Origin of the sequence: Kribbella italica, from assembly GCF_014205135.1 — a bacterium.
Lineage (GTDB): Bacteria > Actinomycetota > Actinomycetes > Propionibacteriales > Kribbellaceae > Kribbella > Kribbella italica.
The window spans coordinates 5815860-5838602 of record NZ_JACHMY010000001.1; the positions used below are offsets into that span (position 1 = coordinate 5815860).

The following is a 22743-nucleotide window of genomic DNA, read 5'->3' on the forward strand; positions in this document are numbered from 1 at the left end:
ACTATCGGCTGTGACGACGTCAGTGGAGCATCAGAACTGGTCCATCAGGCCAGCCGATATTCTGGCTGTGTACAGACCGTGTAAGAACGCGGCAGCGCCCTCCGGTCGGGGGTTAACCAGAGGGCGCTGAATGTAGAGCTGACCTGCATGTTTCTACCGAGCCGCCTGTCGGAATCGAACCGACGACCTTCTCATTACGAGTGAGACGCTCTGCCGACTGAGCTAAGGCGGCGTGGCCCCGGAGGGCCGAGGAAGAGTGTAGCGGGAAGGGGCGGGGGAAGCCGAATCGGATTCGGGATGGGGTCAGGTCCAGGCGGGGGCGGCGTGTTCGGCGTACGTGTGGAAGGGGATGGCTGGGCGGCCGGTGAGGCGTTGGACTGTGTCGGTGGGGACCGAGTCGCCCAGGGGGAGTTGGTTGAGGAAGAAGTTGAGGGCTTCTTCGGTGGCTCCGGGGGTGGCCAGGTAGGCCTCAGGGGTGCCGTCGTACTGGATGTCGCGGCCGGTGACCCGGGAGATGGTGGCGCAGGCTTCGGTGAAGGTGAGGGGTTCGGGGCCGGTGACTTCGTAGGTTTGGGTGTGGTGGCCGTCACCTAGTAGGGCTTCCACGGCCACGGCGGCCAGGTCGGTGGCGTCGACGAAGGCTTGACGCTGGTCGGCCAGGGGGACGACGAGGCGGCCGGCCTGGATGGCGGGGAGGAAGAAGCCTTCGTCGAAGTTCTGGTTGAACCAGTGGGCTCGGACGATGGTCCACTCGGCGGCGGAGGCGCGGACAGCGGCCTCGGCGGCGAGCAGGCGGGTGTCGCCGATCTCCTCGGGGTGCATGGTCGAGAGGAGGACGAGGCGTTGTACGCCGGCCTCCGCGGCTTGGGTGATGAAGGCTGGGTCGACCGGTACGCCGTCGGGGGCCATCACGTAGATCGACGTGATGCCGTCTAGGGCGGCGGGCCAGGTGTCGGGGGCGGTCCAGTCGAAGACGTCGGGGCCTGAGCGGGAGGCGGCGCGGACGGCGATGTCGCGGGAGCGCAACTGGTCGGCGACGCGGCGGCCGGTCGAACCGGTTGATCCGAGTACGAGAACAGTCATCGGTCCAGGCAAGCACACGCCACCGACAGTCGAAGGAACCGGCACCGCTCGGGCACCGTCGAAAAGCACGGGAATAGATTCTGCGGGAATTGCATTGACGTAGCTGCGAGGTATGGGTGAAACTTGTGCCCGCAAGACAAACCACGACCATCAGGGAGTACCAAGTGTTCGGGACGACGCAGAAGATTCAGCGGGTGGACAGCCCGTTGTCCTGCCTGCGACCCCTGACCTCGAACTCCCACCGCTATGAGCTCAGCGCAGCGCTGAGCCCGGCGTACGGCGGCCCGCCCGACTGATCCGCAGCGATCAGCGCGCAGCCGCCCGTCGGGGGAACCCGATCAGGGCGGCTTTTTGTTTGCCCGTGAAACTTCGCTCCGGCCACGGCTGGGGATTCGCATGATTGACAATTCCATCTGCATTCTTTTATGCCGAGCTGTAGGCCAGTGGCCAGGCCACCTCATTTGGGATGAGGACATCGGGAGTTCGAATCTCTCCAGCTCGACCAGGCGCCCGCGGGAAGCTCTGCTACCGGCCGAGCGGGCGCCCCAGACGCCCGTGGCTCAACCGGAGAGAGCACCTGCCTACGAAGCAGGAGGTTGCAGGTTCGAATCCTGCCGGGCGTGCTGTGTCCGAAGCAGAAGTGGGCGATGCACCGGGACGTGACCCCGGAGGAAGCGGGTTCGAGCCCCGCCGGACACCCCAGCACGGCAACACCACCCTCGCGGCTCTGGCCCAATTGGTAGAGGCGTCTGGCTTAGGACCAGAAGGTTCGGGGTTCGAGTCCCTGGAGCCGCACCGATTCAACCGACCCGGCAACCATCGTTCGGGCACACTGGAGAGAGGAGGAACCACCATGAGCGGTGTCATCGTGCTCAACGCCTCGTATGAGCAGCTCCACGTCGTGTCGATCCAGCACGCCATCCGGATGCTCGTCCGGGAGGTCGCGGTCGTCGAGGAAGCGCACGACGGCGCCGGCATCGGTCCGTTCCCCCGGCCGCGTGTGCTCCGTCTGGTCCGGTACGTCGTCACCAAGTGGCGCTACGCGACCGGCCGGTTGCAGTACACCCGGGCCGGCGTCCTGAAACGGGACAAGTTCACCTGCGCGTACTGCGGCAAGTCCGGCGCGACCACGATGGACCACGTGGTTCCACGGTCGCGCGGTGGTCGCGGCGAGTGGCTGAACGCGGTCGCCGCGCACGCGTCGTGCAACGAGAAGAAGGGGTGCCGCACCCCTGAGGAAGCCGGGATGCCGCTGTTGTGGCAGCCCTGGATCCCTTCCCGTGCGGAGATAGCCCTCTGATCCGAGCCCACATCCTGGTGCCCGGTCGGAGCGGTGCCAGGTGGGCGACGGCGTCCCATCCTCGGTTCTGACCCGAGGCCCCGCAGGTTCGAGCCCTGCCCTGGCAGCTTGCAGACAACCAAGCGAACAGGAGTGGGGAGATGAACGTGCAGTACCCGGTCCCGCTGAGTGGGGCGAAGAGCTCCACTCTGATGTGGGCTCAGGAGCACGAGGTGGGCGCGCAAGCCCTGCAGCAGCTGCGGAACATCGCCGCGCTGCCGTGGGTGCACGGCGTACGAGTGATGCCGGACGTGCATCTCGGCAAGGGGGCGACGGTGGGCTCGGTGATCGCGATGAAGCAGGCGGTGTCGCCGGCGGCGGTCGGAGTCGACATCGGGTGCGGCATGGAGGGCGTCCTGACCTCGCTGACCGCGGCGGACCTGCCGGACGACCTGTCGAAGATCCGGAGCCGGATCGAGGCCGCCGTACCGGTCGGGTTCCGGGCGCACGAGTACCCGGTGAGCGTGCGCAAGCTCGGGCTCGACCGGGGCTGGAACACCTTCTGGGGTTCGTTCTCGAGCCTGCACGACGGCGTGCAGGACCGGGAGAAGAAGGCGCACCAGCAGATGGGGTCGCTCGGTGGGGGCAACCACTTCATCGAGGTCTGCCTGGACGACGAGGACCGGGTCTGGCTGATGCTGCACTCGGGGTCGCGCAACATCGGCAAGGAGCTGGCGGAGCGGCACATGCGGATCGCGAAGGCGCTGCCGCACAACGCCGACCTGCCGGATCGCGACCTGGCCGTGTTCCTGTCCGGTACGCCGGAGATGGACGCGTACCGGCGCGACCTGACCTGGGCGCAGGAGTACGCCTCGCGCAACCGCGCGGTGATGCTCGCCCTGGTGATGCAGGCCGTCCGGGAGTCGTTCGCGCACGAGCTGACGTTCGAGAAGCCGATCTCGTGCCACCACAACTACGTGGCGGAGGAGACGATCGACGACGTCGACCTGCTGGTCACCCGCAAGGGCGCGATCCGGGCGGGGCTCGGCGATCTCGGGCTGATCCCGGGGTCGATGGGCACCGGCTCGTACGTCGTCCGCGGGCTCGGCTCGGAGCGGTCGTTCTACTCGGCCTCGCACGGGGCAGGCCGGCGGATGAGCCGCAACGAGGCCAAGCGGCGCTACACGGTCGACGACCTGATCGCGCAGACGGCAGGCGTCGAGTCCCGCAAGGACGCGGGGGTGCTCGACGAGCTGCCGGCGGCGTACAAGGACATCGAGTCGGTCATCGCGGCACAGTCGGACCTGGTCGAGGTCGTTGCCCACCTCAAGCAGGTGGTGTGTGTGAAGGGTTGATCCGTACGTCGGACTGTCGCGCTCAGGGGACGCGACAGTCCGTCACCAGCCCGCCGCCGGAATCGCCGGCGGCATCGGAGAGCCCGGCCGCCGTGGGGGCACGGCGGCCGGGCCGAGGTGAGGTCCGCCTGATGGCAGGGGCAGCGGTTTGCTAAACCGTCGACCGGGTTCGTCCCGGTCCGTGAGTTCGAATCTCACTCTCACCGCTCCCGACAACCAAGAAAAGAGAGGAGGACCGGCCCATGGCCGACCTCAGGAACAAGCGACGCAAGATTCCCGGTGGCAGGACCGGTGCTCCGGTACAGCAAGGTCACGCGCTGCGGCGCGTCGATCTCGCGTGCGGTCACACGCAGCGCGATCGGATCGCGCACGCGGGCGACCACGTCTGGTGCGAAGCAGACTGCGCGGACTGGGTCCGCGTGCTGGTGGTCCACGAGTAGCAGGTACGGCGGCCGACCGCGGCCGCCGTACGACTCCCTGGTGACGGATGCACACCCGGCCCTCCGAAGGCCGGGTACCTGGTTCGACTCCAGGCAGGGAGACCTAGACGACGCACCGCGCGACGAGGAAGACCGGGTACGACGTCATCGCCGCGCGCGGCGAGTCGGCGTCGACAGCCGGCTGCGGCTCGGCGAAGGCATCGAGCGTGAAGCCGTGCTGCCGCAGGGAATTCAGGTACGTGGAGAGCGTGCGGTGGTTGGCGCCGACCTGTTGGCGCAGGGTCGACAGCGAGCCGTCGGCCTGCCACCAGCGCTCGTCGTAGTACGAGCCGTCGGTCGGCCAGGCGCCGGAGACGCCGTCCACGCCCGGGAAGCACGGGTGCAGGATGCAGAAGGCGAAGACACCGCCGGGACGCATGACCCGGCGCACGGTGGCGAGCGTGCCGTCGAGGTCGTCGATGTCCGACAGCCCGAAGCTGCACACCACAGCGTCGAAGGTCTCGCCTGCCAGCAGCTCAGGCGAGGCGACGTTCGTCTGCAGATAGGTGATGCCCAATGGGTCCCGAGCCTCGGCCTCGGCCGCCTTGGCGAGCATCGCCGACGAAAGATCGACGCCGACAACGGATGCGCCCAGCCGAGCCAGCCCGCGCGACACCCGCCCGTGCCCGCAGGCGATCTCCAGTACGTCGCGGTCGGCGACCGGCCCGAGCAGGTCGAGCAACGCGACCGTGGTCGGGTCGCTGAGGTCGTCGCTCCAGCCGGCGGCGTAGTAGTCGGCTACTTCGTCGTACCGCGCGGAAGTCGTCATGCTCACGAACGTACCGGCGGGCGCCCCGAGACTCACCCGGGGCGCCGTTCGCCGTCAGAGGAACAGTTTGTCGGGGTTCAGCAGGCCCCGTGGGTCGAAAGCGGCCTTGACGTCGCGTTGCAGCTGCAGCCCGACGGGTCCGAGTTCCTCCGCGAGCCATTGGCGTTTGAGTTTACCGACGCCGTGTTCGCCGGTGATGGTGCCGCCCAGTGACAAGCCCAGGTCCATGACCGCGCCGAAGGCCTCCAGGGCGCGTGCCTGCGCGGCTTCGTCGGCTTGGTCGAAGATGACGGTGGGGTGCATGTTGCCGTCGCCGATGTGACCGGGGCAGGCGATCAGTACGCCGTACTGCTTGCTGATGGCATCGATCCCGTGCAGCAGCGCGACCAGCTGGGAGCGCGGTACGGCGACGTCGTCGATCAGGGACGTGCCGAGCTTCTCGTTCGCGAAGTGCACCAGGCGGCGGGCCTCCAGGAGCATCGCGGACTCCTCCGCGTCGGAAGCGACCGCGACGTCGACGGCGCCGTGGGCGGTGCAGATCTCGGCGATCGCGGCGACGTCCTCGGCGGCGCGCGGTCCGCGGTCGGACTGGGCCAGGAGCAACGATCCGACGTTGGCCGGAAGGCCCATGTCGCGGTAGTCCTGGATCGCCCGGGCGGTGATGCCGTCGATGAACTCGAGTAGCGACGGCCGCAGACCCGAGCCCATCACGGCGGCAGCGGCAGCGACGCCTTCCTCGATGGACAAGAAGGTCGCCGCGGCGGTCAGCGCGGCCTCCGGCGCGGGGCGCAGTGCGAGCGTCGCCTCGGTGACGATCCCCAGCGTGCCTTCCGACCCGACGATGACGTGCGTCAGGTCGTAGCCCGCGACACCCTTCACCGTACGTCGCCCGGTCCGGATCACCTCGCCCGAAGCGAGCACGACCTCCAGCCCACGGACGAAGTCGCCGGTCACGCCGTACTTCACGCAGCACAGCCCGCCCGCGTTGGTCGCGATGTTGCCGCCGACCGTCGACATCTCCCACGACGACGGGTCCGGCGGGTAGAACAGCCCCTGCTCGAGCACCGCGCGGGACAGGTCCGCGTTGATGACACCCGGCTGGACGACGGCGACCTGGTCTTCGACCGAGACCTCCAGCACCTGGTTCATCCGCGCGGTCGACAGCAGGATGCAGCCGTCGATCGCGTTCGCAGCGCCGGACAGCCCGGTCCGGGCGCCCTGCGTCACGATCGGTACGCCGTACTCGCCGGCCGCCCGGACAACCTCCTGCACCTCGGCGGTCGACGAAGGCCGGACCAGCACAAGCGGTACGCCGGCCGTGCAGAACGTCGCCGCGTCCTGCCGATGGGCCTCCAGGACATCGGAGTCGACGACTACCGACCCCACGACCGAGCTGAGCCGGTCGACCAGTTCGTCCATCAGCCCTGTTCCTCCAGCAACCGCAGAATCAACGAGGCCCGCCGGACGCGTTCCCGGCCCAGCGCCTCGGCGGTCGCGGCCAGGTGCGCGCCAACCGGGTAGATGTTCGGCGCGTTCCGCAGGCCCATCTTCAGGTAGACCGGCGCAGCGACCCGTACGACGTCCGGTACGTCGTAGAAGCGCACGTGCCCGCCCTGGTCGTCCGGGACCTCGATGTACATGTCGATCGGGACCGACGTCACCGACCGGATCTCGGCCAGTACCGGCACGGGCAGGTCGGTCGAGACGTTCAAACTCGTTGCCCCCAGCCTCTCGTACAGGGCGGCAGTCGGTGCGTTGGGCAACGGCATCAGCACCGAGGTCTTCAGCACCAGGTCCGAAGGCAACGACCCTTCCTGCTTCAGCGATCCGATCAGCTCCAGCACCCCGAGGTCGCCGACCAGCAGGCTGCGCACCCCGAGATCGACCGCCCGGTAGGCGTCACACAGCGACGCGGCAACCATCTCGTTGCCTCGCGCAACGCCACCGACCGCGGCCGACACCTTCGCCTGACCGCCGATGTCCCACGCGCCGCGCGGCCCGAGGAACAGGCACACCTCGACGTCCTCAGCAGCACCGAGGGCGACCATCTCGCGGATCTCGTCGTCGGTCAGCATCATCACGCCGCTGCCCTGCGAGACCCGGTCGACCTGAACCCCGCGCGCCGCAGCCTCGTCGAGCACGGCCCGCATCACCGCCGGACCCTCGCAGCTCGGGATCTCCACCTTGTACGGCGTACCGTCGGTGAACCGCTTGTCCGAGTCGCCGGCCGCGCCGAATCCTCGCTCGGCCAGCAACGCGTGTGCTTCCTGCAGCCTCATACCTCTCCCCAGCTCCCGAGCGAGCCCGACGCGTCGGTCAGGTCCCGCGCTGTCCCGGTGATCTCCAGGTCGAACCGGTTGCCTGCCTCCACCAGCAGCGCAGGCGACACCAGCAACTCGTGCGGCGACAACGTGTCCCGGATCCGTGCCAGCCGCAGCTCGGACCAGTCCCGGCGTCCGCTCATCGTCACTGCACCCAGTACGGCGGCCGCGTCGTCCTCCAGCACCATCGGCAACCGCGAACGACGTGCCCCGCCGGCGCCGGACGTCAGCGCGTTGACGTAGCTCGCGTGCAGATCGATCTGCTCCAGCATCCCGGCCGGGATCACGTCGGCCATGCCGAGCCCGGAGGCGTTGCCGTGCGAGGCCTCCGACAGCCGGTGCACGCTGATCGCGGCGATCCGCGGCGAGTCGAACTCCGGGATCCCGTGCACCCAGCAGCGGCCGATCACGTTCGTGTCCATGCCGGTGCCGGACTTGTCCTTGCCCATCTCGTCGACCACCAGCACGTCGAGCTGGTCGAACGGGAGCCGGCCCATCAGGCTGCCGGCGCGTTGCAGCAGCCCGTTCTCGGCGGCGGCACCGATGCCGTCGGCCGGGACGAACTCGACCGCCGCGGTCTGGTCGACGGCGTTCTCCAGGATCGCCAGTCCGCCGATGATCTTGCCTTCAGCAACCACCGTGCGGGCGGCGGCCTCGATCGCGCCGCCGAGCGACGGGATGCCACCGGCGTGCAGCGAGGCCGCGCCGCGGTGGTTGCCGAGGCCGATCGCGAGGATCTTCGCGAGGCCACTCTCCACGGGTCCGTGGAAATCGGTGTGGGGCTTGACGCGGTTGATCAGCAGGACGCCGTCCGCCGCCGCGGCGATCGCGTCGTGGTGCACCGGCGTCCCGTCGTCGAGCTTGCCGACGACAACGGTCTCCATGGTTGCCTCGACCGGGCAACCCACCGACTCCGGGGTGACGCCGAGGCCCGCCAGCATCTCGCGCTGGCCCTCAGCTGTCGCACCACCGTGCGACCCCATCGCCGGTACGACGAAAGGCTCGGCACCCGCTGCGCGCAACCAGTCGACAGCGGCGCGAACCACGGGCACCAGGTCCCGAATCCCCCGGCTCCCCGCGGTGACCGCGATCCGCGCCCCAGGCTGCAGGACGGTCGGCATGTCGTCCAGCGCCACCCGCGCAGCGCCGTACGGATCAGTCTCGGTGGGAAGGTCAGGCATCAGCCGCCGAACCGGCGTAACCTGCGGAAGAACGCCGTCAGGGCGAAGCCCCCGGATGGCCTCGAAGGGGCCCCAGCCCGGCGAAGCCGAGGCCTCGGGGCGCTCGTCCTCCCCTACCCCCCGCCCGCCCGGCGCAGCCGGGCGGGCGGTGTCGTCGGTGCCCATCAGTGGCTCTGGCGGGCGACGGCGGAGCCGGTTTTGCCGATCAGGAAGTCGAGGTCGCAGCCCTGGTTGGCCTGCGTGACGTGGTCGACGTACAGCTTCGCCCAGCCGCGACCGGTCGGTGCCGCGGGCGGTTGCCAGTCGGCTCGGCGCTTGGCGAGCTCCTCATCTGATACATCCAGGTGCAACCGGCGCCCTGGCACATCCAGCTCGATCCAGTCGCCGGTACGGACGAAAGCCAGCGGCCCACCGACCGCGGCCTCAGGCGTGACGTGCAGCACCACCGTCCCGTACGCCGTACCGCTCATCCGCGCGTCCGAGATCCGCACCATGTCGTCGACACCGATCTCCGCGAGCTTGCGCGGGATCGTCATGTTGCCGACCTCCGGCATGCCCGGGTAGCCGCGCGGCCCGGAGTTCTGGAGTACCAGCACGGTGTCCTCGTCGACGTCCAGGTCCGGATCGTCGACGGCCTTGTCGTACTCCTCGATGCTGCTGAACACCAGCGCCTTGCCCCGGTGCTGCAGCAACCGCTCCGATGCCGCCGACTGCTTGACCACAGCACCGTCCGGCGCGAGATTTCCCTTCAGTACGGCGGTTCCCGCGCCACTGCCGAGCGGGTTACCGACCGGGCGGATCACCGGGTGCGCGGGCTGTCCTTCCTGCCCGCTCCAGTCGGTCCGCTCCGCGCGGGCGACGTTCTCGCCGATGCTCTTGCCGGTCACGGTGATCGCGTCGGCCTTGAGCAGCGGCAGGATCTCCTTCATCACCGCGGGCAGGCCGCCGGCGTAGTAGAAGTCCTCCATCAGGTACTTGCCCGACGGCTGCAGGTCCACCAGCCACGGCACGCCGCGCGCCCACTCGTCCATGTCGTCCAGCGTCAGTTCGACGCCGACCCGGCCGGCGATCGCCAACAGGTGGATGACCGCGTTGGTCGAGCCGCCGATCGCGGCGTTCGCCCGGACGGCGTTCGCGAACGCGTCGCGGGTGAGGATGTCGCTCGGTTTCAGGTCCTCGTGCACCATCTGGACGATCCGCTGACCGGCCTGCTGGGCGATCGAGTACCGGCGGGAGTCGACGGCCGGGATCGCGGCGGAACCGGTCAGTTGCAGGCCGAGCGCCTCGGCCATGCAGGCCATCGTGGACGCCGTCCCCATCGTCATGCAGTGGCCGTTGCTGCGGGACATGCCGGACTCGGCGGCGGCGTAGTCCTCCTCGGACATGCGGCCGGCGTTGCGGTCCTGGGTGAAGCGCCAGACCGCCGTACCGGAGCCGATGTCGCAGCCGCGGAACTTGCCGTTCAGCATCGGGCCGCCGGTCACCACGAGCGTCGGCAGGTCGACCGACGCGGCGCCCATGATCGAGCCGGGCGTCGTCTTGTCGCAGCCGGTGAGCAGGATCGCGCCGTCGATCGGGTTGCCGCGCAGGGACTCCTCGACGTCCATGCTGAGCAGGTTGCGGAACAGCATGGCGGTCGGGCGGAGCATGGTCTCACCGAGCGACATCGCCGGGAACTCGAGCGGGAACCCGCCGGCCTGCCACACTCCCCGCTTCACCGACTCGGCGAGCCGGCGGAGGTGCGCGTTGCAGGGCGTCAGCTCCGACCAGGTGTTGCAGATGCCGATCACCGGCCGCCCATCGAACACCTCGTCCGAGAACCCCTGCGCCCGCATCCAGGAACGGTGGATGAACCCGTTCCGGTCCTTCTCCCCGAACCAGTGGTCGAAGCTCCGGCGCCCCGTGTGGCCGTCGGGACCACCTGGTTCCGTACCAGCAGGCCTTCCAGTTTTTTCTGGAGTCGGCTCACCATCAGTACCAGGAAGGTTCAGATCATTGACTTCGTTGGGGTCGTTGGTCGGGGGTAGGTCGGTCATCGAGAAACCTCCGCGGTTGTCACGGTCCCGTTCACTCGGCGGCTCATGCCGGCCGGGTTGTCGTCCTGGAGTACGGCGGGGAGGAGCGCGTCCGGCGCGTCCTGGTATGCGACCGGGCGCTGGAAGCGGCGGGCGGCGGTGACGCCGACGCTGGTGTGGATGGAGCCGACCGTCGACGGGAACGGGCCGCCGTGGTGCTGGGCCCAGGAGACGGCGACACCCGTGGGCCAGCCGTTCCACAACACTCGGCCGGCGCGGGCCGTCAGGAGCGGGACCAGGCGGGCAGCCAGCGATGCATCCGCGTCTTCCGCGTGCAGCGTGGCGGTCAGGTTGCCGCCGAAGGCCTCGATCCCGGCGACCAGCTCATCCACCGACGCGTACTCGACGACGATCGAGACCGGCCCGAAGCACTCCTCGAGGATCTCGTCGGAGCGCGCGAGCAGCTCGCCGACTGTCGTCTGCAGCAACGTCGCGCCGCCGCCCTCGCTCCACACCCGCAGCCCGTCGACCTTGCGCAGCCGGTCCAGCCCGGACGAGAAGCCCTCGGCGATCCGCTCGTTCAGCATCGTCGCCGCGGCGACTCCACCGGTGGCCTCGACGAGCTGCTCCTGGAGTCCGTGCCCGGCCGGCAGGAACAGCAGGCCCGGCTTGGTGCAGAACTGTCCGACACCGAGCGTGTACGACCCGACGTACCCGCTCGCAATGTCCTTGCCTCGAGCATCGATCGCGGCCTGCGTGACGAAGACCGGGTTCAGGCTCCCGAGCTCCCCGTAGAACGGGATCGGCTCCGGTCGCGTCACCGCGATCTCGTGCAGGGCCTTGCCCGCGGGCACCGACCCGGTGAACCCGGCCGCGGTGATCCGCGCATCCTTCAGCGCCGTCACGCCGACGTCGTACCCCTGGATCAGCCCGAGCGTTCCCGCCGGTGCCCCAGCAGCAGTCAGCGCCTCGATCATCACCTCGGCCGTCCGTACGGACAGCTCAGGATGCCCCGGATGCGCCTTCACGATCACCGGGCACCCGGCGGCCAACGCCGACGCCGTGTCGCCACCGCAGACACTGAACGCGAACGGGAAGTTGCTCGCAGCAAACACCAGCACCGGCCCGAGCGGCACCAGCACCCGCCGCAGATCGGGCCGCGGAACCGGCTTGGCGGCCGCGTCTGCGGTGTCGATGATCACCTCGAGCAACGGACCCGCTTCGAGCGCGTCGGCGAACATCCGCAGCTGCCCGCTGCTCCGCCCGACCTCGCCCTTCAACCGGGCCTCCGGCAACGAGGTCTCCCGCTGCGCGATCGGCACCAGCTCGCCGGACGCCGCGTCCAGGGCATCGGCGACCGCACGGATCCACCCAGCCCGTACGGCGGGCGCGGACGCCGCCAGCGGTACCGCGGCCTCGGCGGCGTCCGCCAGCGTCTGCTCGAGCTCGGCGGGAGTGGTGTCGCGGGTCATCGGTTCTCCTCCAGAGAGTCAGCAGCCAGATAAGCGAACGGTTCACGTCCGACGACCACCGTATTCGTCAGCGTCCCGACGTCGCTGATCGCGATCTCGACCACGTCACCGGCCCGCAGCGCGAAGTCGAGCTCGGGCACGATGCCGGTCCCGGTGGCCAGGATCACGCCGTCGGGGAAGTCGTTCGGAACGAACAGCACGTCGATCAGGTCCTGCAGGCCGCGGATCAGGTGCGCGGTCGACGTCGTACCGGTGAAGGCCTCGGCGCCGTCGCGCCGGATCACCAGGTCGATGGTCAGGTCCTTGGGGTCGGCGACCTCCCAGACCGGGCGGATGCCGGTGGCCAGCGCGCAGCCGCCGGCGAACACCTTGGCCTGCGGGATGTAGAGCGGGTTCTCTCCTTCGATCGACCGCGAGCTCATGTCGTTGCAGACGGTGAACCCGACGATCTCGCCGTGCGCGTTGGCGACGATCGCCAGCTCGGGCTCCGGTACGTCGTGGCCGGAGTCGACGCGGATGCCGATCTGCTCGCCGTCGGTGACGAGGCGCCAGGCCGGTGACTTGAGGAACAGCTCGGGACGCTCGGCCGAGTAGACCCGGTCGTAGATGTCCTCGTCGCCGCTCTCCTCCATCCGGGCGCCGCGCGACCGCTCGTACGTGACGCCCGCGCACCAGACCTCGCCGCGGCCGTCCAGCGGCGGCAGCAGCTTGACGCTGCCGACCTCGATCGCGTCCCCGGTCTTCGCGACCGCCGCGCGGAACTCCTCGGCGGTCAGCCGGAGCAGTTCGGCCAGGTCGGTGACGCCGAGAACCGGTGCCACCGTGTCACCGGTTCGGACGCCGGCCTGCGGACGGCCGCCGGGAGACTGGAATCGGACCACGTGCATGGATTCACCTTTCACATCGACGTCCCGAGCAGACCGCGGGTGATCTGGAAACCTACGTTGCCTGAGGCAACCGCCTTAGGAACCTGCCGGCGGCCGGCGACCGCGGCGATCGCTTCCAGGCCGGTCCTCGCTTGGTCGGCCGCATCACCGGCCGCGACGGCGTCGAGGTCGTCGCCGTACTTCGCGACGGTCTCGGGATCGCTGCTGAACTCGACGACCGGGACGAAGCGTTGCGCGGACAAGGTGCCGCCGGCAACGTGTGCCAGGATCTGCTGGACCCCGCCCGCGCCGAAGCCGGTCGCGGTCTCCATCCAGTCCGTTCCCGGCATGCGCATGACGTGCCAGCCCGGTACGGCGAACCGCTGGCCGTGGGCAACGGTCGACCCGACCTCATCCGCCGACCCGAACGCCGCCGTCCTGAAGACGCCGTTCTCAAGTAGTCCACCCCGAGACGACAGCACCACCGATCCACCTGCGCCGACGATCTCTGACCCGATCAGCGCCAACGCCTCAGCTGTCTCGTCGCTCAACGGCCCCCGAGCCTCCAGCCCGACGGTCAGCGCACCGACATCCCCGTCGACCTCGACCGGCGCCGGCAGGTCGAAGCTCCCGAACCACTCCCGAACCCGCTCGCCGACTGCGTCGAGTCCACCGTCGGCCTGGATGCTCGCCCAGCCGAACCGCGAGGGATCAGCGCCGGCCTCGACGAGCTTGGAGCGGAAGTAGTCGTTGTGCGTCTTCTCGCAGCCGTGCTCGAGCAGGAGGGCCATGCGGGTGTTCGGGTGCAGGAGGTAACCGAGCATCGTCCGGGCGAACGTCTCCTCGGAAGCGCCGCCGGAGCTTCCGCACCCTTCGGTGTGCGGCAGGGCGACCATGCGGGTGACGGAGTCACCGGCCCACCGCTCGAGCTCAGCCTGCGCGGCGAGCCGGAGCGAGATCATCCCCGAACACAAACTGGTGGGAAGGATGAGGCCTACTGCTTCGGGGAGTTGGCGACCGTCGACTGACAGAAGACTTACAGGAGTTGCCGGTCGATCGGTGGCGACTACTTGTAGAGGTTCACCGGGGAGGAGCGCGTCGCGGTCTTCTGCTGGGAGGTCTTCCAACCGGCGGGTCATGCGGCCGTCGGTGGTGATGGAGATGCCTTCGACCGGGCCGGACTGGCGCCAGTTGCGCCAGATGGAGACCTGGCTGTGGCCGGCGCGTTCGCCGGCGCTGGGTTCGCCGGACGCGACGCGGACGGTGAGGTCGAAGGTGGCCGTGGTGAGTTCGTCGATCGGCGTACCGGTGAGGTACGGGCCGGCGTCGACGTCCATCTCGGCTCGGAGGTGCTCGTACCGGGTGGTCGTGGTGACGAACTTGAGCGTCGGGACGAACGGGAAGTTGGTGATCGACCCGTTGCCGGTGGTGAAGAAGATCAGGTTGCAGCCGCTGGCGATCTGGCCCGCGACCGACTCCAGGTCGTTGCCGGGGCTGTTCATGAAGATGTACCCGGTGCCGGGCAGCGGTTCGGCGTAGTCGATGACGTGGTCGAGCCGGACCTCGCGCGGCAGTTTGCGGGCGGCGCCGATCGACTTGAGCACGATGTTGTAGAGCCCGCGGTACATGTTGCCGCCGGACGGGTTGCCCTCCGCGGTGTGCCCGTGCCAGCCGACCCGGTCCTTGAACGACTGCACGAGTTCCAGGAACCGCCGCGCGGTGCCCAGGTCGCGCACGTTCTTCAGCACGTAGTTCTCGGCGCCGATCAGCTCGTCGGTCTCCGCCAGTACGGCGGCGCCGCCGTGCCGGATCACCTCGGCGCCGACGTTGCCCGCGAGCGGGTTCGCCGAGATCCCGGAGAAGGCGTCGGACCCACCGCACTGCAGCGCGATCAGCAGGTCGGCCAGCGGGACCTCGACCCGCTGCTGCGCGTCGACCACCGGCAGCCACGGCTCGATCAACCGGCCCGCCGCCGTCAGGTCCGCCTCGAACCCACCGGTGCGCGTGAAGTACGCGTGCGGCACCTTCAGTGACGGGTACCCCTGCGCCTCCACGAACTCCCGGATCGCCTGCCCCGAGACCAGGTCCTCCTCGGTGTCCACGATCAGCACCGCGCCGACGTTCGGGTTCAGCGCGAAGCCGGCCAGCGTCGCCAGCAGGAAGTGCAGGTTGTTCGGCGTACCCTCCTCGCCGCCTTCGGTGTGCGCGACCGGTACGACGCCGTCGCCGGCCGCCGCGCCGTCGAAGCGCCGCGCCAGCTCGGTGACGAACCCGCTCGATCGCGAGCTGGTCGCCATCACGACGACGTGGTTCCGCGTCCCGGCCGGGCCCTGCGCGCGCGGGAAGCCGAGGAACGTGCCCGGCTGCTCGACCGACGTGACCTGGCGACCGAAGTGGAGGGCGTTCTCGTCCAGCTCGTACGGGTCGAGCGGCTCGTTGCTCGCCGACGGCTCGTCCGGCAGACCCTCGACGCCGCCGCGGGCGCTGACGGCGGCCAGGCTGGGCGGCGTACAGACGTAGTCGCCGACCTCGAGATCACGCAGGGCGCGGGCGAACGGCGTCTGCCAGGACGTGATCGCCTCTCCCGCACGCACCGGCCGTACGACGATCCGGTGGCCTTCGAGCACGGTGTGCGGCAGCGTCACCGGCGTCCCGTCGAAGTCGATCACCGTCCCGGCCTCGAGCCGGCGGGAGCAGATCGCCGCGTTGTCCGCCGGTTCCGGCAGGACCCCGATCTCGTCGAACCTCAGCATCGCCTCTCCCAAACCCGGGTGCTAGCAGCCGGACAGCAAATCGTGCATGATGCATGATTACGACCGTAACCCTGCCTAATCGAAGACGCTGGGTCAAGGGCGGGACCACCCCGTGGAGAGGCCGATGACGGACATCCTGGAGCCGCACGACCGGCGGCTGCTGCGCCGGCAGATGCTGGCGGACGACGTCTACGAGGCGATCAAGACGATGCTGATGGACCACACCATCCGGCCCGGCGGTCGGATCTCGATCGACGGGCTCGCGCGGGAGTTCCAGGTCTCGTCGACGCCGGTCCGCGAGGCGCTGGCCCGGCTGGAGTCGGAAGGGCTCGCCGACAAGGAGCCGCTCAAGGGGTACCGGGCGACGCCGCTGCTGACGCTCGAGGAGTTCGAGGACCTGTACTCGTTCCGGCGGCTGCTCGAGCCGTGGGCCGCGCGACGTGCCGCCGAGCTGATCGACGACACCGGCCGCGAACGCCTGACCGCCGAGCTCTCCACCGCCGTCGAGCCGACCTCGGTGGACTACGCCGGGTACAAGTCACTCACCGCGCACGACAACCGGTTCCACACCCTGATCGCCGAGCTGTCCGGGAGCGACCAAGTGCGTCTCGCCTTCGAGCGGACGCACTGCCACCTGCACATCTTCCGGCTGCACTACGACCGCGACACCGGGCCCGAGGTCCTCGTCGAGCACCACCACCTGGTCGAGGCCATCTGCTCCGGCGATCCCGCTGCCGCCGAGGCGTCGATGACGCAGCACCTGATCAACTCGATGTCGATCCGGCTGCGCGGGATCTACGACCAGTCGTAAAAAGTCTCACCGGACACCTATCCGGTCAGCGACCGGCCCCGAAGTCGTCGTGTCAGGGAACACCGGACGACGTTCTGGGGACGTGAGACGCCATGACCGCACCGAGCCGCCGCTTGCCGCGGTCCGTGCTCTGGGCGCTCGGCCTCTTCGCCGGTACGACGGCCGCCGTGATTCTGTCGGCCTCCTCGGCCTCGGCCGCTCCCGAACCGACCGAGGACCACCTGCTCCCCGCGACGATCGGCGCGGTGACCGACACGGTTGCCCCGATCCGCAAGCAGGTCGTCCGCCCGGTCGTGAAACCGGTCACCGACGAGGTTCTCCGCCCGACGGTCAAGCCGGTCACCGACAAGGTGCTGCGCCCCACGCTGAAGCCAGTTGTCGACCAGGTCGTGCGCCCCGCACTCAAGCCGGTCGTCGACCAAGTACTGCGCCCGGCGCTCAAGCCCGTCGTCGACCAAGTACTGCGCCCCACGCTCAAGCCGGTCGTCGATCACGTACTGCGCCCCACGCTCAAGCCCGTCGTCGACACGGCTCTCCGTCCCGCGCTCAAGCCGGCGACCGAGCGGGTCGAGCGCCCGGCCACCGACCGCTTGGTCCCGCCGCCAGTGAGCAAGCAGTCCTTCAAGTCGTCGCCGGCCAAGGGCGAGCTGACCACACAACATCTCTCCACCAAGGCCACCGCACCGGCTCCGAGCGACTCAGTCACCCGCCCTACCCTGACCAAGTCGTCCCTGCCCGACGAGATCCAGTTCGCCAGCGGTGGCAGTGCACCGGCCTACGCCTCCATCCCGCAGCCGGCTGACCCCTCACCCGCGCCGCACTGGCCCTCCCCCGCCGCGCCCTCGGCGCCGGCTCAGGTGCTGTCCGGCGGATCCGGCTCGACGATCGCCAAGAAGTACGCCGTACTGGGCGGCATCGCACCCCAGCAGTTCGCCGTCACCGCCACGGTGACCGCCGACGACGACCTGACCGGTCCCGCTCCGGGCGGCCGCCCGGGGACCACGCCCGACTGACCTTCCCGTTCGAACTCGCACCCGGCCCCACCTCGGCCGGACCCGCACGAGCGACGGCCTCGCCGTCGTACCTCGAACGAACTACGGAAGGTTTCCTCCTCATGAACGTGTGGATCAAGCGATCCCTCAGCACCGCCGCGGTCGCGGGCGGTCTCTTCATCGCCGGTGCCGCCGTGGCCCAGGCCTCCACCGAGACCGGCCAGGCCGACAGCTCCGGCTCGGCCGCCCTGTCCAGCCCGCTCGAGATCGGTTCGATCGGCCTCGGCCTGCAGAGCGAGTCGTCGAGAAAGCACAGCTCGACCGTCACCACGACCGGCAAGCACGGTACGGCGACGACGACCAAGGAGTCGGCGAGCGGCCGCAAGGACTCGCTCGGCGTGAGCACCGGCAAGATCTCGGTCGACCCGAGCGCAACGCTGAAGAGCGTCACCAAGTCGTCCGGCCACAAGTCCGACGACAAGGTCAAGGGTTCGGCCAAGCAGCACACCAGCGGTTCGATCAAGGCGCCGATCTCGATCGGCGGCGCGAAGGTGACGACGGAGCACGAGGACTGGTCGGCCACCTCGAAGAAGACCGTGGTCAAGACCAAGAAGGGCACGAGCACCTCGGAGCAGTCCAAGGAGCACGCCTCGAAGACCGGTACGTCGGTCGGCGTCGGCGAGCTGAAGGTCGCCCCGCAGGGCTCGTTCGACAGCCACAAGTCGATCGCCGGCTGGTTCGGCAAGGACGGCGCGGGCGTCGTCGGCTCGAAGTCCGGCAGCACGGTGAAGGGCTCGTCGCCGATCTCGTTCGGTGGGCTGACCGCGACGACCTCGCACCAGGAGGCCTCCACCGCACACCGCGCGGAGACCCTCACCACCAAGCGTGGGACCTGGACCGAGGAGCACTCGTCCGAGCAGATCTCCAGCACGGACGCCGGCCTGGCCGTCGGTCGTTTCACGGCCGACCCGAAAGCGGTCCTGACCGACCGTCGCGGCGGCTTCTTCGCGACCGACGGTGACGACGAGTTCGTCGCCGGCAGCTCGAGCGAAACCTCCGGCAAGCTCGCGGCGCCGTTCCACTTCGACGGCGTGAGCGGCTTCGTCTCGCAGGCGCAGGCCTCGAAGACCTCGGACAGCAAGGCGTTCGAGAACGAGCACGGCAGCGTCAGCAAGACCGTGACCAAGGAGTCGGCCTCGCACCAGGCGATCGCCGGGAAGTCCGGCGCGATCACGGGCAACCCGTCGCTCGGTCTGACCGACCGTCGCAGCGACCTGTTCGCGACCGACGGTGACTCGGTGGTCTCGCACTCCGACCGCAAGACCGTCGGGCACGCGGCGTTCCCGTACTCGTACGAGGGCTTCGCGCTGGCCGGCGACTTCGGCCAGGCGACCGCGAAGACGGTGACCGAAGAGGTTGCCGACCACCACGGCACCACCACCCGCACGGAGTCCGACGAGCAGGCCGAGCGCGTTCAGCCGGCGTACGTCTTCGACGGCTTCCGCGGCAACCCGAACGGCGACTTCGACCTCGCTGAGCTGACCAGCCTGAAGCACCTGAACAGCTGATCCGCTGACGAGGGGCCGGGCCGGAGACAACTCCGACCCGGCCCTCGCGCTGTGCGCGGGTGCCCCTCGGCGCAGCCGAGTGGGCTCGGGGGCGGCCCGCTCCCCTCCTCCCACTCCTTCAGTTCTACCGCGGCGTGATCACCAGGGCATCACCGACCGGGCGCTCGCCGGTGGCGTCCGACGGCGTGTTCAGCACCTTGCCGTTGGCAACCATGGTGGTGGATCCCCCACCGTCCAAGTTGATCGCCTCCCGCAGGCCGAACGACTTCGCGACCGCGGCCGCCTCGCCGATGCCCAGTCCCAGGCTGCCGACGCCGCGGCCATCGGCGGTGATCAGGACGGTCCGGCCCTGGCCGTCGACGCCGGCGATCGTGCGCGGGTTCCGCTTGTGGGCCCAGCCGTAGTAGAAGTTCGGGTTGTCCGCCGGCGCCATCCCGTCCGCCTTCGGGGTGGCGTTGATCCGGCCGTCGCGGACGAGTTCGGGGCCGCCGTTCACGATCGTCGTCCGCCGGTCCAGCCGCACAGTGTGGCCTCGGGCATCGATCAGCGAGGCCTTGATCTCCAGGCGCTTGCCGACCTTCGCCGCCGCGAGCAGTCCCGCGACCTGCTGACCGGTCGCCTGCACCGTCCGCCCGCCCTCCGGGATCGCGCCGCCACGCGTCGTCGGACGGATCGCCGTCACGACTCCGCGCCGGTCGACGATCGCCTCGGCGCCCGGTCCGCTCGGCGTCGCCACGCCGTACGCCGCGTCGTACGCGATCAGCTCGTCGGCATCCGTACAGGTGACGTCGTGCAGCGGCTTGGCGGTCGGAAGGTCGTCGGTCGTACCACCACAGTTGCGGATCAGCCCAGGGACCCGGTTGAGACCGTCGAGCGGCAGCGGTCGACCGTGCCCACGGACCTCACCGCGCCAGCGGAAGCGCTCGACCGACGTCCCCCGGGCGCCGATCACCAGCGCGGGTCTGCCTGCCGTCGGCTCGCTCACCAGGCGTCCGTCGTACACGGCAACTCCGGCAGGATCACCCGGCGCACCGGCCTTGGGGTCGAGCACGAAGAACCCGGCGTTCACCGCGGCCGTCGCGCCGGTCAGGGTCGCCAGCGTGCTGGTCGTCTCGCGCGCCTCCAGATCCAGCCCGTACGACGCATCGAGCCTGCCGCGGAACTTCTTCGGATCGATCGTCAGCACCTGAACCTGCCACGGCCCGGTCGACCCACTGACGTCGTCGGGCTCACCGTCCCAGCCGGTGTAGATGCTCGACCCACTCAGCCCAGCAGCAATCACCTTCGTCCGTACGACGTCCGCCTCGGCCTTCGTCGCGAACGCCCCGAGCCGCACCCGCCACCCGAGGCTCCCACCGCCGGCATCAGCCAACCGCGGCGTCGGCACGTCCTCGACCCGCGCCTCGAGCCCCGCAGCCTTGAGCTTCGCCGCGGCAGCATCCGCCCCAGCCTTGTCCGACAACGCGGTCGCCGGTGCGTCGGGATCCGGCGAACTCGACGGGATGGCCACCTCGACGGTCCACGTCGAGCCGGGCCCGACCTGCCCGCGGGTGATCTTCGTCAGCGTGACACCAGGCTGCAGGGTGCTGATCACCCGCGACTCGGACAGGTCAGCAGGTCCCAGCGGCAGCCGATCAGGCCGTAGTGGACTCGCGACAGCTCCCAGGCCGCCAACGGCCAGAGACAACGCGAGGAGGGCAGAGCCGGACAGGGCGGTACGGCGAAGGGTCATACGTAATTCGTATGTCAACCGCCAACCACCCGCAAGCGTTCCCGGTGAGGAACTGACTGCTGGAGACAGCAGAAGGCCTCGACCAAGTGGTCGAGGCCTTCCGAGGAGTGATCAGGCGGGTGCGTCGCCGTGGTCCGGGATCTCCAGCTGTACGCCGCCCTGCAGCGCCGACTGGTGGGCGTAGATGCCGGGGAGCGTGAAGCGGGCCGCGACCCAGGCGTTCACCGGCGGGACGGTCTTGTCGACGATCGCGCGGACGAAGTCGTCGGCGAGGAAGTGGTGCGATCCCTCGTGGCCGTTGTGCAGCCCGGCGAACTCGGCGGGCAGCCGGGTCCGGTCGTGGACCGGTGACAGGCCGGACAGGAACGCGTCGCGCAGGGCTGGGTCCACGTGGTCGAGCTCCTCGGCGTTGCCGCTCGGCTTCGTCTCCATCAACTGGCTGATGTCCTCGACACCCTCCTTGGTCTGCCAGACCGTGGTGGTGGCGAGCTGCTCGAAGCTGCCCTCCGTGCCGAAGACGCGCAGCCGCGACTCGCGGATGTGCGACGGGTACCCGACGCGGCGCATCTCGTTGGTCCGCATCACGCCGCCGTCGGCGAGCGTGAACAGCGCCGTGGCGTTGGAGAAGTCGTTGTCGAACTGGCTGACCGACTTGTCGAACACGCCGTCGCCGCGGTCGTCCTTCACGCCCACGCAGGACACGTGCGTGGCGTGCTGGCCGGTCACCGAGAGAACGTTGCCGACGGCATGCGTCGGGTAGAGCATGGGCGGGAACGAGGCGGTCTTCTTCCAGTCCTCGCCCCCGGAGTACTGGTACGCCGCGTAGAACCCGAGGTCCATGTCGTGCACGTAGTCGCCCTCGGAGTAGAAGACCCGGCCGAAGTCACCCTTGGCCAGCCGGTCCCGGCAGTACACCGACGACGGGTAGTAGTAGCTGGTCTCGCCCATCATGTAGGTCAGACCGGTCTCGCGCACCAGCTCGATGATGCGGGCGATCTGGTCGGCCTCGATCGCCATCGGGACCGTCGAGTAGACGTGCTTGCCGGCCTCGAGCGCCTTGATCGCCATCTCGCCGTGCAGCCACCGCTGGGTGAAGATCGCCACCGCGTCGACGTCCGAGGCGAGCATGTCCTCGAACGACGAGTAGGTGACCTTCACCCCCTGCTGCTCGGCCATCGCGACCGTCCGCTCCGGCACCACGTCGGTCAGCCGGACCTCCGTGACGTCGGGGTGCGCGGTCCACAACCGCAGGAACGAGGGGGCGAACTGGCCGGCTCCGACCACACCGATGCTGATGCTCATACCGCAAGGCAATCACACATTTTTGTTCCACGAAAGAACATATCCGCACGTTGAAATGTGTGATCCAGGCCACTCAGCGCCGGGCGGCGGCCATCAGCCGATCGGGGTGGTCGGTCGTGATCCCGTCAACCCCCAGCTCGACTGCCCGGGCGAACACCGAGGCGTCCGGCACCGGCCAGGCCGTCACCTGGAGCCCCTCCCGGTGCAGCTCGGCGACACCCTCCACGGTCAGCCCGGCGATCCCACACAGCGCCCAGCCAGCTTCCGCGGCCCGAGTCAGCGCGAGGACGTCGGCCACGTCCGGCGTCCGCCCGAAGATCAGCCCGATCGAGGCCGACGGCATCGCTCGCCGGACGGCGAGCAGGATCTCCGCGTTCGACGACGTCACCATCGTGCGCGCGGCCAGCGCCGGATCGGCCTGCAGCGACGCGACCAGCAGTGGTACGGCGCGCGCGGCCTTCACCTCGGCCTGGATCCGTACGCCGACCACCTCGATCGTCTCGGCCCAGGTCGGCACCATCTCACCGAGGCCCGCGTCGAGCGACCGCAGCTCGTCGAAGGTCAGCTCCTCCACCGGACCGGTCCCGTTCGTGGTCCGGTCGAGTGTCGCGTCGTGCAGCACGATCAACGCGTCGTCGGCGGTCACCCGCAGGTCGAGCTCGATCTCGTCGCACCCGTACTCGACCGCGCGGCGAAAGGAGCGGAGGGTGTTCTCGGGCTCGGAACCCATCACTCCGCGATGCCCGGTGATGATCACAGCACGAT

Annotated in this window: 19 protein-coding genes and 6 tRNA genes; 12 read left to right on the plus strand and 13 right to left on the minus strand. The window is 69.4% G+C overall.

Translation table 11 applies throughout. From position 1 onward, the window contains the following. Positions 1–159: 159 nt before the first annotated feature. Positions 160–232 (minus strand) — tRNA-Thr (locus HDA39_RS27085). Between the two features lie 71 nt (positions 233–303). Continuing rightward, positions 304–1083: an SDR family oxidoreductase gene (locus tag HDA39_RS27090; protein ID WP_184799785.1), complete on the minus strand. Its 780-nt coding sequence runs from the start codon at positions 1081–1083 to the stop codon at positions 304–306. Positions 1084–1247: 164 nt separating this feature from the next. On the opposite strand from HDA39_RS27090, the gene HDA39_RS43420 reads away from it, so the two are divergent. From HDA39_RS43420 to HDA39_RS27130, 9 genes are all read left to right on the plus strand, one after another. Next, positions 1248–1379, plus strand: coding sequence for a hypothetical protein (locus tag HDA39_RS43420; RefSeq protein WP_273482322.1), 132 nt, complete (start codon positions 1248–1250; stop codon positions 1377–1379). A 133-nt stretch (positions 1380–1512) separates the two neighbouring features. After that, positions 1513–1588 (plus strand) — tRNA-Pro (locus tag HDA39_RS27095). 44 nt (positions 1589–1632) lie between these two features. Next, positions 1633–1706: transfer RNA gene (locus tag HDA39_RS27100), tRNA-Arg, on the plus strand. Between the two features lie 2 nt (positions 1707–1708). Further along, positions 1709–1785, plus strand: a tRNA-His gene (locus tag HDA39_RS27105). A 19-nt stretch (positions 1786–1804) separates the two neighbouring features. Continuing rightward, a tRNA-Leu gene (locus HDA39_RS27110) sits at positions 1805–1878 on the plus strand. 58 nt (positions 1879–1936) lie between these two features. Beyond that, complete coding sequence (locus tag HDA39_RS27115) at positions 1937–2383, plus strand: HNH endonuclease (protein WP_184799787.1); 447 nt, start codon at positions 1937–1939, stop codon at positions 2381–2383. A 140-nt stretch (positions 2384–2523) separates the two neighbouring features. After that, complete coding sequence (locus HDA39_RS27120; RefSeq protein WP_184799789.1) at positions 2524–3717, plus strand: RtcB family protein; 1194 nt, start codon at positions 2524–2526, stop codon at positions 3715–3717. 116 nt (positions 3718–3833) lie between these two features. Further along, positions 3834–3923: transfer RNA gene (locus HDA39_RS27125), tRNA-Ser, on the plus strand. Between the two features lie 36 nt (positions 3924–3959). Then, positions 3960–4157, plus strand: coding sequence for a hypothetical protein (locus tag HDA39_RS27130; RefSeq protein WP_184799792.1), 198 nt, complete (start codon positions 3960–3962; stop codon positions 4155–4157). Positions 4158–4260: 103 nt separating this feature from the next. Here the strand turns inward: HDA39_RS27130 and HDA39_RS27135 are convergent, their stop codons facing one another. From HDA39_RS27135 to HDA39_RS27170, 8 genes are read right to left on the minus strand one after another with little or no spacing between them, the layout of a single operon-like run. Then, positions 4261–4965, minus strand: a complete 705-nt coding sequence (locus tag HDA39_RS27135) for a class I SAM-dependent methyltransferase (RefSeq protein WP_184799794.1) — start codon at positions 4963–4965, stop codon at positions 4261–4263. A 54-nt stretch (positions 4966–5019) separates the two neighbouring features. Beyond that, positions 5020–6384, minus strand: a complete 1365-nt coding sequence (locus HDA39_RS27140; RefSeq protein WP_184799795.1) for an FAD-binding oxidoreductase — start codon at positions 6382–6384, stop codon at positions 5020–5022. After that, positions 6384–7244 (minus strand): hypothetical protein, encoded by an 861-nt coding sequence (locus tag HDA39_RS27145; RefSeq protein ID WP_184799797.1) that lies wholly within the window; start codon positions 7242–7244, stop codon positions 6384–6386. The genes HDA39_RS27140 and HDA39_RS27145 overlap by 1 nt, the downstream gene beginning before the upstream one ends. Further along, a complete protein-coding gene (locus tag HDA39_RS27150) occupies positions 7241–8632 on the minus strand; it encodes a nickel pincer cofactor-dependent isomerase, group 22 (RefSeq protein ID WP_460658503.1) in 1392 nt (463 codons plus the stop codon). The genes HDA39_RS27145 and HDA39_RS27150 overlap by 4 nt, the downstream gene beginning before the upstream one ends. Next, the gene (locus HDA39_RS27155; protein WP_184799799.1) at positions 8632–10503 is read right to left on the minus strand and encodes an IlvD/Edd family dehydratase; all 1872 of its coding nucleotides are present in this window, start codon (positions 10501–10503) and stop codon (positions 8632–8634) included. The genes HDA39_RS27150 and HDA39_RS27155 overlap by 1 nt, the downstream gene beginning before the upstream one ends. Further along, complete coding sequence (locus HDA39_RS27160) at positions 10500–11954, minus strand: aldehyde dehydrogenase (NADP(+)) (RefSeq protein WP_184799801.1); 1455 nt, start codon at positions 11952–11954, stop codon at positions 10500–10502. Before HDA39_RS27160 ends, HDA39_RS27155 begins: the two co-directional genes overlap by 4 nt. After that, positions 11951–12841: a fumarylacetoacetate hydrolase family protein gene (locus HDA39_RS27165; RefSeq protein WP_184799809.1), complete on the minus strand. Its 891-nt coding sequence runs from the start codon at positions 12839–12841 to the stop codon at positions 11951–11953. Before HDA39_RS27165 ends, HDA39_RS27160 begins: the two co-directional genes overlap by 4 nt. An 11-nt stretch (positions 12842–12852) precedes the next feature. Beyond that, positions 12853–15573 carry a UxaA family hydrolase gene (locus HDA39_RS27170; RefSeq protein ID WP_184799817.1) on the minus strand — a complete coding sequence of 907 codons (2721 nt, stop codon included), beginning with the start codon at positions 15571–15573 and terminating at the stop codon, positions 12853–12855. Between the two features lie 124 nt (positions 15574–15697). Here HDA39_RS27170 and HDA39_RS27175 point away from each other — a divergent pair, with 124 nt between their 5' ends. The 3 genes from HDA39_RS27175 to HDA39_RS27185 all read left to right on the plus strand — a co-directional run bounded on the left by HDA39_RS27175 (position 15698) and on the right by HDA39_RS27185 (position 18944). Continuing rightward, positions 15698–16384 carry a GntR family transcriptional regulator gene (locus HDA39_RS27175; protein ID WP_184799819.1) on the plus strand — a complete coding sequence of 229 codons (687 nt, stop codon included), beginning with the start codon at positions 15698–15700 and terminating at the stop codon, positions 16382–16384. A gap of 92 nt (positions 16385–16476) precedes the next feature. Further along, entirely contained in the window at positions 16477–17397 is a 921-nt protein-coding gene (locus HDA39_RS27180) for a hypothetical protein (RefSeq protein WP_184799821.1), read from the plus strand. 101 nt (positions 17398–17498) lie between these two features. Continuing rightward, positions 17499–18944, plus strand: a complete 1446-nt coding sequence (locus HDA39_RS27185; protein WP_184799823.1) for a hypothetical protein — start codon at positions 17499–17501, stop codon at positions 18942–18944. Positions 18945–19068: 124 nt separating this feature from the next. Here the strand turns inward: HDA39_RS27185 and HDA39_RS27190 are convergent, their stop codons facing one another. The 3 genes from HDA39_RS27190 to HDA39_RS27200 form a co-directional block, all read right to left on the minus strand. Beyond that, complete coding sequence (locus HDA39_RS27190; RefSeq protein WP_184799825.1) at positions 19069–20676, minus strand: phosphodiester glycosidase family protein; 1608 nt, start codon at positions 20674–20676, stop codon at positions 19069–19071. Positions 20677–20787: 111 nt separating this feature from the next. After that, positions 20788–21978: a Gfo/Idh/MocA family protein gene (locus HDA39_RS27195; RefSeq protein WP_184799827.1), complete on the minus strand. Its 1191-nt coding sequence runs from the start codon at positions 21976–21978 to the stop codon at positions 20788–20790. A 73-nt stretch (positions 21979–22051) separates the two neighbouring features. Continuing rightward, positions 22052–22735 (minus strand): glycerophosphodiester phosphodiesterase family protein, encoded by a 684-nt coding sequence (locus HDA39_RS27200; protein WP_184799829.1) that lies wholly within the window; start codon positions 22733–22735, stop codon positions 22052–22054. Between the last annotated feature and the right edge of the window lie 8 nt (positions 22736–22743).